Genomic DNA, 12,907 nt, shown 5'->3' on the forward strand with positions numbered 1-12,907 from the left:
GCGGCCGTGCCGGCTCGGCACGGTGAGCCCATCGAGACGAGGAGGTGGCCCCGCCCCATGACGAGCACCGCAGCCCGGCCCGGCACCACGACGGACGGCCCGCCCGAGGACCTGGCGCTGGACCTGCGCTTCTGGGCGGCGGCCAACTACCTCACGGCCGCGCAGATCTACCTGCTCGACAACCCGCTGCTGCGCGAGCCGCTGCGCCGCGAGCACATCAAGCCGAGGCTGCTCGGCCACTGGGGCACCAGTCCCGGCCTGACGATGATCTACACGCTGCTCAACCGGCTGATCCGCCGCACCGGCGCCGAGACGCTGCTGGTGACCGGCCCCGGCCACGGCGGCCCCGCCGTCCTGGCCGGCGCCTACCTCGACGGCACGTACAGCGAGGTGCGTCCCGAGATCGGCCGGGACCTCGCGGGGCTCACCCGCCTGGTGCGGGAGTTCTCCACCCCCGGCGGCGTGAGCAGCCACGCCGGCATCCACATCCCGGGCAGCATCCACGAGGGCGGCGAGCTCGGCTACGCGCTGGTGCACGCCGCGGGTGCGGTCTTCGACGACCCCGACCTGCTGGCCGTCTGCGTCGTCGGGGACGGCGAGGCCGAGACCGGGCCGCTGGCCGGCTCGTGGCGGCTGCCGGCCTTCCTCAACCCGCGGCGCGACGGCGCGGTGCTGCCGATCCTGCACCTCAACGGCTACAAGATCTCCGGCCCGACGATCCTCGGCCGCACCTCCGACGAGGACGTCTGCGCCTACCTGCGCAGCCAGGGCTGGGACCCGGTGGTCGTCGCCGGCGACGACCCGGAGCCGGTGTTCCGCGCTCTCGACGCGGCGCTCACCCACGCGCACGCGACCATCCGGGAGCTCCAGGCCGGGGCCCGCGACGGGGACGGTGGCCCGGCGCACGCCTGGCCGGCGATCGTGCTGCGCACCCCGAAGGGCTGGACGGGGCCCCAGGAGGTCGACGGTGTCCCGGTGGAAGGGACCTTCCGCTCGCACCAGGTCCCGCTGGCCGGGGTCCGCGACGACCCCGCCCACCTCGCCCAGCTGTCGCGGTGGCTGCTGTCCTACCGCCCGCAGGAGTGCTTCACCGACGACGGCCGGCTGGTCCCCGACCTGGCCGCGCTCGTCCCGGACGGCGACCTGCGCATCTCCGCGAGCACCCGGGCGGGCGGACCGCGGTTCCGGGTCCGCCCGCTGCCGCTGCCGCCGCTGGAGGACTACGCGATCGACGTGCCCGGCCCGGGTGTGGTCCGGCACGAGACCACCCGGCCGCTCGGCGAGCTGCTGCGGGACGTGCTCCTGCGCACCGGCCGGCCCGACGGCGGCGGGGACTTCCGGCTGTTCTCCCCCGACGAGACCAACAGCAACCGGCTCGGCGCCGTCTTCGAGGTGACCGACCGCTGCTGGCAGCTGCCGGTGCTGCCGGGCGACGACTCCCTCGGGCCGGACGGCCGGGTGATGGAGGTGCTCAGCGAGCACCTGTGCGAGGGCTGGCTCGAGGGCTACACGCTCACCGGCCGGCACGGCCTGTTCGCCACCTACGAGGCGTTCGCCATGGTGAGCGCGTCGATGATCGTGCAGCACGCCAAGTGGCTGCAGACCGCCCGCAACCACCCGGGCCGCACGCCGGTCCCGTCGCTCAACGTGCTGCTGACCAGCACGACCTGGCGCAACGACCACAACGGGTTCTCCCACCAGGGTCCCGGGCTGATCGACACCGTGGCGCCGCTCGCGCCGGACGTGACGCGCATCTGGTTCCCCCCGGACGCCAACAGCACGCTGGTGGTCGCCGAGCAGTGCCTGCGCAGCCGCGGGCAGCTCAACCTGATCGTCGTCGACAAGCAGCGGCACCTGCAGTACCTGGACCTCGAGGCTGCGCGGACGCTCGTCTCCGGCGGCGGCTGCGTCTGGGAGTGGGCCGGCACCGAGGACCCCGACCGCTCCCGCGCCGACCTGCCCGACGTCGTCCTCGCCGCGGCCGGCGACGTGCCGACCCTGGAGGTCCTGGCCGCCGCGCAGCTGCTGCGGCAGTACGTGCCGCACCTGCGGCTGCGGGTCGTGGACGTCGTCGACCTCATGGGCCTGCTGCCGCCCGGCGAGCACCCCGCGGCGTTCACCGAGTCGCGCTTCCACGACCTGTTCACCGACACCGCCGACGTCGTCTTCGCCTTCCACGGGCACCCGCGGGCGATCCACCCGCTGCTGCACGGCCGGCCGGACGTCGACCGCTTCCACGTGCGCGGCTTCACCGAGCACGGGACGACGACGACGCCGTTCGACATGGTCGTGCTCAACCGGATGAGCCGCTACGACCTCGTCCTGGAGGCGCTGAGGCGCTCGCGGCGGGTCCCGGAAGGCGGCGACCGCCTCGCCCGGCTCTGCCGGGAGCAGCTGGCGCGGCACCGGGCGTACGTGGTCGAGGCGCTGGAGGACCTGCCCGACGTCCGCGACTGGACCTGGTCGGTCAGCTGAGCAGACCCAGCACCTGACGGCGGATCTCCAGGTCCTCCCGGGCGGTGACGACGACCGTGCGCACGACCGCCCCGGGAGCGCTGATGTCGGCGTCCCCCGTGGTCGCCTGGTTGCGCTCGTCGTCCAGCGCCACCCCGAGGTGGGCGAGTCCGTGCGCGGCGGAGGCCCGCAGCACGGCCGCGTGCTCGCCCACGCCGCCGGTGAGCACGAGCAGGTCCAGCCCGCCGGTGGCCGCGGTCATCGCGGCGATCTCCCGCACGAGCCGGTGGACGTACACGTCGAACGCCAGCGCGCAGTCCGGGTTCCCGGCCGCCCTCCCGGCGAGCACCTCGCGCAGGTCGCCCGACGTCCCGGAGAGCCCCTTCAGCCCGGCGCCGTGCTCGAGCACGTCGGCCAGCTCGGTGCGGGGCAGGCCGCCCTGCTCGAGCAGCCACAGCAGGAGACCGGGGTCGAGCGTGCCCGGCCGGGTGTTCATCACCAGGCCGGCCAGCGGTGTGAACCCCATGGTGGTGTCGACCGACCGGCCGTTCCGGACGGCGGCCAGCGAGGCGCCCGCGCCGAGGTGGCAGGAGACGATCCGCAGGCTCTCCGGAGGTCGGCCGACGAGCTCGGCGCCACGACGCACCGCCCAGGCGTGCGACAGCCCGTGGAAACCGAAGCGCCGCAGCCCCCACCGGGCGTTCCACTCCCGCGGCACCGCGTACGTCCGGGCTGCCGGCGGCAGCGTCGCGTGGAAGGTGGTGTCGAAGCAGCCGACCTGCGGCACGCCGGGCAGCAGGGCGCTCGTCGCCGCGATCCCGGCGAGCGCGCGCGGGTTGTGCAGCGGCGCGAGGTGGCTGATCGAGCCCAGGTAGGCGACCAGGTCCTCGTCGACGACCGCCGGGCCGTCGCACCGCGGACCTCCGTGCACCACGCGGTGCCCGACGGCGTCGACGGAGCCGCAGCCGGCGAGGAAGTCCGCCAGGGGCGCGGGCTCGTCCGCCCCCTGCCACGGCTGCAGCGTGCGCTCGGCGCCCGTTCTCCCGTCGTCCTCCAGGACCGACAGCTTGAGGCTGCTCGAGCCGGCGTTGACGACCAGCAGCCTCACGCCGGGCGTCCCGAGAGCCGGGTCGCCAGCTCGACGAGCGCCGCGGCCGGCGCCCCGACGGCGGCGGCCAGCGCGAGCACCGCGGGCGACAGACGCAGCAGGAGCACCCCCTCCGCCAGTGCCGGCACGGCCAGGACCAGGACGACGACGCCCACCATGGCGCAGATCAGGGCCGCCTTCCAGGCGGTGAGCGGCCGGGCCAGGATGCCGAGGGTCCACAAGGCGACGACGAGGACGACCAGGGTGGCCGTCGTCCGCGCACCGCTCACGCCGGCCCCCGGGTCGGCCCAGCGCGTGACCGCGTACGCGGTGTAGGCCGCGATCCCGGTGATCAGGCCGACCGGCAGGGAGAAGCGCAGCACCCGGGCGAGGAAGCCGGGCAGGTAGCGGCGCCGGTTCGGGCCCAGCGCCAGGACGAAGCCGGGGACGCCGATGGTGACCGCGGAGATGAGCGTCAGCTGCACCGGTGCCAGCGGATAGGCGACGGCCGTGACCACGGTGACCAGCGCCAGCACCAGCGAGTAGACGTTCTTGGTCAGGAACAGGTTGGCCGCGCGCTCGATGTTCGCGATGACCCGCCGGCCCTCGGCGACGGCGTCGGGCAGGTGGGCGAACCGCCCGTCGAGCAGCACCAGCTGGGCCACGGCGCGGGTCGCCGGCGCCCCGGTGCCCATGGCCACGCCGATGTCGGCGTCCTTGAGGGCGAGGGCGTCGTTGACGCCGTCGCCGGTCATGGCCACCACGTGCCCCGAGCGCTGCAGGGCTCGCACCATCGCGCGCTTCTGGTACGGCGTGACCCGGCCGAAGACGCTCCCCCGCTCCATCGCGGCGGCGAGCGCGCCGTCGTCCTCCGGGAGGGTCCGCGCGTCGACGGCGTCGGCGGCCCCCGACACCCCGGGGACGCCGACCGCAGCGGCGACCGCGCCCACGGTGCGGGGGTTGTCCCCGGAGAGGACCTTGAGCGCGACGCCCTGCGCGGTGAAGTACCCGAGCACCTCCCTGGCGTCCTCCCGGATCCGCTCGGCCAGCACGACGAGCGCGACCGCCGTCAGGCCGGTCGGCAGGTGCGCGTCGCCGTCGCCGGTCCCGGGCGGGTGCGGCGAGCGGGCCAGCAGGAGCACCCGGCGCCCCTCCGCGGCCAGCGCGTCCGCCCGCCCGCGGGCTGCGGCGTCGGGGAGCACCATCTCGGGAGCCCCGAGCACCCAGGTGGCGCCGTCGCCGGTCTGCACGGCCGACCACTTCCGGGCCGACGAGAACGGGACCACCGTCCCCGGTGGCCCGGACGGCGGGGGGAACTCGCCGGCGAGGGCGGCGGCCGTCGCGTTCGCGCGGTCGGCGGCGACCAGCGCCCCGAGCGCCGCACGCGCCGCGGGCTCGCAGCGGGGGTCGAGCGGCACCCAGTCGTCGAAGCGGACGTCGCCGTGGGTGAGCGTGCCGGTCTTGTCCAGGCACACGACGTCGACCCGCGCCAGCGCTTCCACAGCCGGCAGTTCCTGGACCAGCGTCCGCCGCCGCGCCAGCGTGAGCGCGGCCACGCCGAAGGCGAGCGTGGTGAGCAGCACCAGCCCCTCGGGGACCATGCCGACGAGCGCGGCCACGGTGCCGGTGACGGCCTCGCGCCAGCTCTCGTTCTCGGTGCTGCGGAACTGGCTCCAGAGCACGAGCGGCCCGACGACGACCAGGACGACGGCGATCCAGCGCAGCAGCCGGTTCGTGCCGGCCACCAGCTCCGAGTAGGTCATCGTGAAGCGGCGGGCCTCGCTCGCCAGCCGGGCGGCGTACGCGTCGTCCCCGACTGCCGTGGTCTGCACGCGGCCGGCGCCGGACACGACGATCGAGCCGGACAGCACCGGATCCCCGGGGGCCTTGGCGACGGCCTCGGCCTCGCCCGTCAGCAGGGACTCGTCGACCGCGAGGCCCCCGGACGTGCGGACCGCACCGTCGGCCGGGACCTGGTCGCCCGCCCGCAGGTCGAGCAGGTCGCCGAGGACGACGTCGGCCACCGCCACCTCGGCCTCCGCGCCGTCCCGCAGGACGCGCACGCGCGGCGCGGTGAGCACCGCCAGCCGGTCCAGGGTGCGCTTGGCCCGCAGCTCCTGGACGATCCCGATCCCGGCGTTGGCCACCACGACCCCGCCGAACAGGGCGTTCTGCCACGGGCCGGCTGCCAGCGCGACCACGCACAGCACGGCCAGCAGGCCGTTGAAGAACGTGAACACGTTGGCGCGGACGATCTGGCCGAGCGACCGGCTGGTCCGCACGCTCGAGGCGTTCGACAGGCCTCGCGCGACGCGGTCGGCGACCTCGGCCCCGGTCAGCCCCGACGGCGGCGTCTCCCGCTCGGCGACGGCCCGGACCGGGAGCCCGGCGTCGGCCACCGGCGCGGGCCGGCCGGCCAGCACCCGCAGCAGCCCCCAGCCGGTGACCGCCGCCATGGTCAGCGCCATCAGGCACCCGGCCAGCGCGCCGATCGCCGCGATCAGCCAGGCCGCCTGACCCGGCTGCCAGAGCGGCGTGGCCACCGCCGTGAAGACGGCGAGGCCCGCGAGCCAGGCCAGCGCCGTCCAGCCGATCCAGCGCGCGGCTCCCGGGACGAGGGACCGGAGCACGGTCCACTGGGCGACGCCGATGCTGAGCAGCAGGGTCAGCCCGCCGGCCACGGCGAGGCCCACCTGCACGGGGACCGGCCAGTCCTGCCAGCCGTCCCCGGCCGCGCTCGGCGTCATGCCGAGCACCCAGGCCAGAGCGGCGGCGAGGGCGGTGCGCGCGGTCCACGAGCGGGCCGGGAAACCCGGCAGCACGCCGCCGAGGACCCGGCTCTGGGCGATGCCGAGCACCGCCCCCTCGCCCGCACCGGCCACGGCGAAGGCGAGCAACCGCGGCCCCTCCGGCAGCCCGTCGCCCCCGAGGACGGAGACCAGGACCGGGACCAGGAACCCCAGCGTCTCCCCCAGCGTGGCCGCGACCAGCCAGCGCCGCCAGAGAGGGCCGGGCGGTTCGCCGGCCCTGCGCGCCTCGACGGGCGCGGCCGGGAGCACCGCGTTGTCCACTCCGGCAGCCGCCTCAGCCGGCGGACCGCTTGACGGCCGTGATCGGCATCAGGTCCAGGTGCATCGCCGTCGTCCGGCCCAGCCCGTCCTGGCTGAAGACGACCCTCACGGTCACCAGTCCGTCCCGCATCAGGTCGACCCGGAAGGCGTACGGGTCGGCCGGGTCGTCGGGGTGCAGCGGGAGGGCGCCGACGGCTGCCCCGGCCGGGCTCAGCATCCGCAGGTGCGGCCGGCCCTTCCGGACGACGACGTCGAACCCCGCGCCGAACGCCCCCCGGATCCGCACGTCGGACAGCGGACCGGGCAGGACGTACAGGCCACGGAGATCGGCCCAGATCTCGGGGTGGTGCGGCACGTCGCCGCGGATGCCGGCGTGCGGGACGCCGAGCAGGTCGTCGAGCAACCGCCCCGTCTCGCTCGGGAGCCAGAAGCCACCCTGCCGCGTGCCGTTGGTGAAGGCCACGATGCCCACGGCGTCGTCGGGCGCGAGGAAGACCTGCGAGTCGAACCCCGGCATCACTCCCTGGTGCTCCACGACGGGACGACCGCCGGCCTCGCCGCGGAAGAAGGCGAGGCCCATCCCCGGGATGCGCGGGTCCGGCCGGTACTGGGGGGCGAACATCTCGGCGACGCCGTCGGGCTTGAGCGCCGTGCCGTGCTCGTTGGTGCCCCCGCCGAGCAGCGCCGCGACGTACCGGGCCATGTCCCGGGGAGTGGAGTAGGCGCTCGCGGCACCGGCCGTCACGAACTCGCGCAGCGGCACCGCCCGGGCGCCGCGCCGGCCCAGCCGGTACCCGGTGGCCAGCCGCGCCCGCACCTGGGCCGGAGGGTCGAGGTCGGTGTCGGTCATCCCCAGCGGCCGGAACACCTGCTCGCGCAGGTAGCGGCCGAGCGGCTCGCGGCTCACGTCCTCGACGAGCTGGCCGAGGAGCGCGGGGCTGTGGTTGCCGTAGCGGAACCGCGTGCCCGGCTCGGCGGCCAGCCGCACCCGGCCCCGGTAGAACTCCGCGAGGGCCGGCACCGGCTGCCCGGCCGGGACGCTCTCGCCGAAGTCCCGGCGGAACATCGCCGAGCGGGTCACCTCCTCGCCGATGCCGGCGGTGTGGGTGAGCAGGTGCCGGACCGTGGCCGGCCGTCGGGCCTCCCCCTTGTGCACCAGCTGGACGGTCCGCAGGTAGGCGTTGGCCGGCTCGTCGAGGTCGACCAGGCCCTGCTCCACCAGCTGCAGGACGGCGATCGCGGTGAAGGTCTTGGTGATCGAGGCGACCCGGAAGACCGTGTCCTCCGTGACCGGCCGGCCGGTCACGTCATCGGCGAGACCGTGGCCGACGAAGAAGTCCAGGGTGCCGCCGCGGACGACGCCCAGCGCCAGCCCCACGGCCGGGTGGCGGCCGAGGATCCCGGCGACCGCGGCGGACAGCTCACGAGCATCCATCTCGGGCACGCCCCACGGTGGCGCCGGCGCGCGGCAGGCACAGGAGGCGAGCGGCCCTCGTCACACGGGGCGTTGGGCTCTCCTCCGCCTGCCCGGTCGCGGCTGGGATCGGTGCGTGTTCACGGTGATCGGGCCGGTCCTGTGGTCGGCGTGCTTCCTCGTCGCGCTGGTCTCCGCCGTGCTCGCCGGCCGCAGCCGCCGGGCCATGGTCGTCGGCCGGGTCGCCGTGGGGGTGCTCATGCTCGTCGGCGGCGCCGTCTTCAACCTCGTGCAGCTGCTGCTCGGCAACGACTACAGCGGCTTCGCCGACCCGTCGCCCTTCGGCTGGGTGACCGACGCCTGGGAGGCGGTCGTCCCGGCCCACCACGTCGTCCTGATCGGGCTGCTGGTGCTGTTCGAGGCGACGGTCGGCGTGCTGGTCCTCAGCGGCGGGCGCCGCACGCAGTTCGGCTACGCCGCCGCGATCGCCTTCCACGCGCTGCTGTGGCTGTTCGGGTGGTTCGAGGCGGTCTACGTCGTCCTCGTGCTCCCGGCGCTGGTGCTCCTGCTGCGCGCCGAACGCCGCGCCGGACGCCGCGCAGCGGCGGCCGTTCCGGACCGGCCCGAGGTCGTCCCGGCGGACGGGGGGCTCCCCCGGCCGCGAGCGGGGTGAGGGCGACGGATCCGGCGGTGCAGCGGCTGACGGCGGAGGACCGCCTCGTCCTGTGGCCGGACCGGGTCTGGCCGCAGGACATCGGCGCTCTCCTCGTGCTCGACGGCGCGGACCTGCTCGACGGGTCGGGGGCGGTGCGCATCGACGACCTCCGCCGGGTGATCGCCGGTCGGCTCCACCTGGTTCCCCGGTTCCGGCAGCTCCTGGTCACGCCGCGACGAGGGCTGGGGCGGCCGCTGTGGGTGGACGACCCGCGGTTCGACATCGACGCCCACGTGCGCGTCGCGCCGCTGCCGGCGCACCCGGACGAGTCCGAGCTGCTGGAGTGCGTGGCGGCCCTGCGCCGGCGGCGCCTGGACCGCGCCCGGCCGCTGTGGGAGATGTGGGTGCTCCCGGGCCTGCCGGACCGGCGCGTGGGTCTGTTCGTCCGGCTGCACCACGTCGTCGCGGACGGCATCGCGGGGGTCGCCACGATGGGCGCGCTGCTCGACGCCCCCGGCGCGCGGGAGACGATTCCGCCCTGGACACCCGCGCCGGCGCCGAGCGCACGGGAGCTGCTGATCGACGACCTGCGCTCACGGATCCGGCGGGCCGGCTCTGCGCTCGGGCACCCGCGCGCCGCCCTCGGCACCCTCGGGACCGTCCGGGGCGAGCTCCAGGAGCTGCTGGCCGACGACGGCGCGCGGACCACGACCCTGAACCGGGTGGTCGGCGCCGAACGCCGCCTGGCGCTGGCCCGGGCCGACATGCCCGAGGTCACGGCGCTCGCGGCAGCGCACGGCGCGACGGTCGACGACGTCCTCCTGACCGTCACCGCGGGCGGGCTCCGGGCACTGCTCGCCGCCCGGGGCGAGCTCTCCGACGACCTGGTCGTACGCGTCTTCGTGCCGGTCACGCTGCGGCCGCGGGGCTCGCGTGCGCGGGCGCGCGGGAACCTGATCGGCCAGATGGTCGTGCCCCTGCCGGTCGGGACGGCGGACCCTGTCGCCCGGCTCGAGGCGATCGCGGCGGAGACCACCCGTCGCAAGGCGCGCCGCCGCCCCTCGCTCGCGACGCTCTTCCACGGGCGGCTGGTCTCGCTGGTCCTGCTGAAGCTCATGGCCCGCCGGCCGGTGAACGTGGAGACCGCGGACGTACCGGGGCCGACGGAGCCCGTGTTCCTCGCCGGCGCACGGGTGCTCGAGGTGTTCCCGCTGCTCAACCTGGTCGGCACCGTGCCCGTCGGGATCGGTGCGCTGTCCTACGCGGGGCGGCTCGGGATCATGCTCACCGTCGACCGGGAGGCGGTGGCCGATCTCGACGTCCTGGCCGGGGGGCTGCGCCGGGACCTGGCGGCTCTCCTCGGCCCGGCCGCGCAAACCCCTTGGGAGGCGCACCGCGAGAGCGGGAGGATCGCGGAGAGCCACCTGTAGCGGAGGTGCACCGTGGACGGCGATCCCGAGAGTCTCGAGGACGGCATCCAGCTGGAGTTCGACCTGGCCCGACTGGAGCTCGCCGATGCGCGGCGGGCCTTCCTGGCCGACGACTCCCCGGCATCCCGGCAGCGGGTGGACGAGTGCCGGGCGCGGCTCGACCGGATCCTCGACATGTGGAACGACGTCCTCGTGACCACGGCCTGGAGCGTCCACTCGCCGGCGGGGTGACCAACGACCCGCGGGGCACGGACGTTCGACGGGCGTTTCGGGACCTCTTCCAGCAGTCGCCCGGCAGCCGGGACGGCGAGGCTGGGTGCCCGGCGGACCGACGACCTGGAGAGGTGAGGCCGGTGCGCGCACCCACTCCCCACCCGCACCCCATCGGGTCTCCCGAGGCCTGGCGCGAGGCCCTCGAGGTCGCGGCCGACCACGGCCGGCTCGCCCCGTCGGTGCACAACACCCAGCCGTGGGTCTTCGCGCTCTTCCCCGACCGGCTGGAGGTGCGGGCGGACCGCTCCCGGCAGCTCGCCGTCCTGGATCCCGAGGGGCGGGAGCTGGTCATGAGCGTGGGTGCGGCCCTGTTCGGCGTCCGGGCCTCGCTGGCCGCCTCGCGGCTCGCCCCGGAGGTGCGCCGGCTCCCCGACCCGGACGACCCCGATCTGCTGGCCACCGTGGAGCAGGGCTCCGGTGCGCCTGACCCCGCGCTGGCCCCGCTGGACCGGGTGACCGCGCGGCGGCACACGAACCGGCACCCGTTCGGCCCGGAGACCGTGCCCGCCGAGGACCTCGAGGAGCTCGCCGCCGCGGTCGCGGCCGAGGACGCCGTGCTCGTACCGGTCCGCGCCGCCCAGCAGCGCGTCCTCGTCGGAGAGCTCACCCGGCTGGCCGACCTGCTGCAGAACGCCGATCCGGACTACCGCGACGAACTGCGCCGGTGGACCGGCCAGTCCCCCGCGCAGGGCGACGGCGTGCCTGCGAGCTCGGTTCCGCGCACAGCGGGTCCGCGCACGGACGCCGTCCCGGTGCGGGACTTCGACCTGCGGGGTACCGGGGGTCTCCCCAAGCAGACCGGGTCGGGCGTCGACCAGACGCTGCTCCTGCTCGCCACCGCCCAGGACGACGTCCTCGCCTGGCTCCGGGCGGGCGAGGCGCTGCAGCGGTTGCTGCTGGAGCTGACCCGGCGGGACTGGGTGGCCGGCCCGCTCACCCAGTCGTTGGAGGTCCCGGAGACCCGCGCGCGGCTGGGCGAGCTGACGGATCCGTTCGTCCCGCAGATGCTGCTCCGGGTGGGCCGTGCGGCCCCGGCCGAGCCCACCGCGCGGCGGCCGCGCCGGGCCGTCGTCGAGAACAGCAGCCATCCGGACGCGCCCGCCGTCCCTCGCCAGCCGGCACCGGCACCAGCGCCGACGCCGGCCGTCGTGCGCCCCGCCCCGGTGCCCGACGGCCGGGGTGGGACGACCTGGGGGTAGGAGGTCAGACCCCGGCGGGCTGCCCCGGAGCCGCGGCGGCGAGGCCGCCGACGTCGGCGACGGTCTCCAGTGCCACCCCGATCTGCTCGTTGAGCCGCAGCAGCGACTCGCACGCCCGGTCGCGGCGGCGGTGCAGGTCCTCGAGCTCCCCGCGGACCTCGGCCAGCGCGGCCTCGGCGGCAGCGGCGGTCTCCTCCTGCTCGCGGCGTGCGCCGGCCCGGGTGTCGGCCAGCCACCTCGCCAGCTCCGCCTCGGCCTTCGACCGCTTGTCGGCGGCCTCGAGGGCGAGCCGGTCGCGCTCCGCCTTGGCCTCGCGCAGGATCTGCGCCGCCTCGGCCTTGGCGCGGTCGACCTCGGCGGTGGCCTCGGCCCGCAGCAGGCGCGCCTCCTCCCGCATGCGGTCGCTGGCCTCCACGGCCATCTGCTTGATCTCGTGCGCCTTGCGCAGCCGCGCGTCGGCCTCGGTGCGGGCGTCGGCGAGGACCTGGTCGGCCTCGGCCTGCCCACCGGCGGTGAGCGCGGCCGCCTCGTCGGCGGCCATCCGGAGCATCCGGCCCATCCGCTCGGAGATGACGGTCATCTCCTGGCCCTCGGGCGAGCGGGCCAGCAGCCGCCGGGAGATCTCCAGCTCCGCGCAGGCGCGGCCGTAGCGCTCGACCAGGTCGTCGGTCTCCCGCCGGGCCGCCCGCAGCTCCGCCTCGGCCCACGAGACGTAGTTGTCGACCTGCAGGCGGTCGTAGCCGCGCACCGCCGACCGGAACACCGGGGCGGTGGTGAGCAGGGCGTCGAGGTCGCCGGAGAGGTTGGGCATCTCCGGGTCGACGACGAAGTTCCCCGCCGCGGTGGCGCCGGCGTGCAGGGTGCTGCCCTGCTCGCGGCCGGAACCGTCGGGGGCCACCTCGGTACGTCGGAACATGCGGCAACCGCCTCCTGAGGGACCGATCCGTCTCTTCTTCCTGGACACTGGCAGACACGCCCGGACGGTCGCGCGACCGGACCGGCGCGTCGGCGGCGCCCCCGGCGTAGCTACCCGCCCGGTGCAGGGCTGATCACGGGGCGTGGTCATAGGGCGCTCACAACGTCACGAACAGGTCACGACCGGACCGGGAGGGGACATGGCATCGCCGGGACAGCGGGCCGGGGTCGTGGCGCTCGGAGCGGTGCAGGTCTCGCTCGCGGCCGCCGCCTGGACCGACCTGGCCCGGCGCCCGGCGCGGCAGGTGAACGGCCCGAAGCCGCTGTGGGCCCTGGTCATCGCGGTGAACGTCGTGGGTCCGCTGACGTACTTCCGCTTCGGCCGGCGGCACTGATCCGTGGCCGCGAG

10 protein-coding genes are annotated in these 12,907 nt (G+C 75.9%); 6 read left to right on the forward strand and 4 right to left on the reverse strand.

The genetic code is table 11. The annotated features are described in order from the left end of the window. Positions 1-57: 57 nt before the first annotated feature. The gene (locus tag GGQ55_RS25345; protein ID WP_179721610.1) at positions 58-2,475 is read left to right on the forward strand and encodes a phosphoketolase family protein; all 2,418 of its coding nucleotides are present in this window, start codon (positions 58-60) and stop codon (positions 2,473-2,475) included. Here GGQ55_RS25345 and GGQ55_RS25350 read toward each other — a convergent pair. Genes GGQ55_RS25350 through GGQ55_RS25360 form a run of 3 tightly spaced genes read right to left on the reverse strand, consistent with a single transcriptional unit; the run spans position 2,468 to position 8,047 of the window. Then, a complete protein-coding gene (locus GGQ55_RS25350) occupies positions 2,468-3,562 on the reverse strand; it encodes an acetate/propionate family kinase (RefSeq protein ID WP_179721612.1) in 1,095 nt (364 codons plus the stop codon). The two genes, GGQ55_RS25345 and GGQ55_RS25350, sit on opposite strands and share 8 nt — an antisense overlap. Continuing rightward, entirely contained in the window at positions 3,559-6,600 is a 3,042-nt protein-coding gene (locus GGQ55_RS25355) for an HAD-IC family P-type ATPase (protein ID WP_218859443.1), read from the reverse strand. Before GGQ55_RS25355 ends, GGQ55_RS25350 begins: the two co-directional genes overlap by 4 nt. A gap of 25 nt (positions 6,601-6,625) precedes the next feature. Beyond that, positions 6,626-8,047 carry a serine hydrolase domain-containing protein gene (locus GGQ55_RS25360; protein WP_218859444.1) on the reverse strand — a complete coding sequence of 474 codons (1,422 nt, stop codon included), beginning with the start codon at positions 8,045-8,047 and terminating at the stop codon, positions 6,626-6,628. Positions 8,048-8,162: 115 nt separating this feature from the next. Between GGQ55_RS25360 and GGQ55_RS25365 the strand changes: the two genes are divergently transcribed. The 4 genes from GGQ55_RS25365 to GGQ55_RS25380 all read left to right on the forward strand — a co-directional run bounded on the left by GGQ55_RS25365 (position 8,163) and on the right by GGQ55_RS25380 (position 11,583). Further along, positions 8,163-8,699 (forward strand): hypothetical protein, encoded by a 537-nt coding sequence (locus GGQ55_RS25365; protein ID WP_179721616.1) that lies wholly within the window; start codon positions 8,163-8,165, stop codon positions 8,697-8,699. Positions 8,700-8,716: 17 nt separating this feature from the next. Continuing rightward, a complete protein-coding gene (locus tag GGQ55_RS25370) occupies positions 8,717-10,111 on the forward strand; it encodes a wax ester/triacylglycerol synthase family O-acyltransferase (RefSeq protein ID WP_179721618.1) in 1,395 nt (464 codons plus the stop codon). A 12-nt stretch (positions 10,112-10,123) separates the two neighbouring features. Continuing rightward, positions 10,124-10,342, forward strand: a complete 219-nt coding sequence (locus GGQ55_RS25375; RefSeq protein ID WP_179721620.1) for a hypothetical protein — start codon at positions 10,124-10,126, stop codon at positions 10,340-10,342. Between the two features lie 122 nt (positions 10,343-10,464). Beyond that, positions 10,465-11,583, forward strand: coding sequence for an Acg family FMN-binding oxidoreductase (locus GGQ55_RS25380; protein ID WP_179721622.1), 1,119 nt, complete (start codon positions 10,465-10,467; stop codon positions 11,581-11,583). Between the two features lie 4 nt (positions 11,584-11,587). On the opposite strand, the gene GGQ55_RS25385 is transcribed toward GGQ55_RS25380, so the two are convergent. Beyond that, positions 11,588-12,499, reverse strand: coding sequence for a hypothetical protein (locus tag GGQ55_RS25385; RefSeq protein ID WP_179721624.1), 912 nt, complete (start codon positions 12,497-12,499; stop codon positions 11,588-11,590). Between the two features lie 199 nt (positions 12,500-12,698). Here GGQ55_RS25385 and GGQ55_RS25390 point away from each other — a divergent pair, with 199 nt between their 5' ends. Further along, positions 12,699-12,893, forward strand: coding sequence for a PLD nuclease N-terminal domain-containing protein (locus GGQ55_RS25390; RefSeq protein ID WP_179721626.1), 195 nt, complete (start codon positions 12,699-12,701; stop codon positions 12,891-12,893). The last annotated feature ends 14 nt before the right edge of the window (positions 12,894-12,907 follow it).

This window comes from Petropleomorpha daqingensis (assembly GCF_013408985.1).
Taxonomy (GTDB): domain Bacteria; phylum Actinomycetota; class Actinomycetes; order Mycobacteriales; family Geodermatophilaceae; genus Petropleomorpha; species Petropleomorpha daqingensis.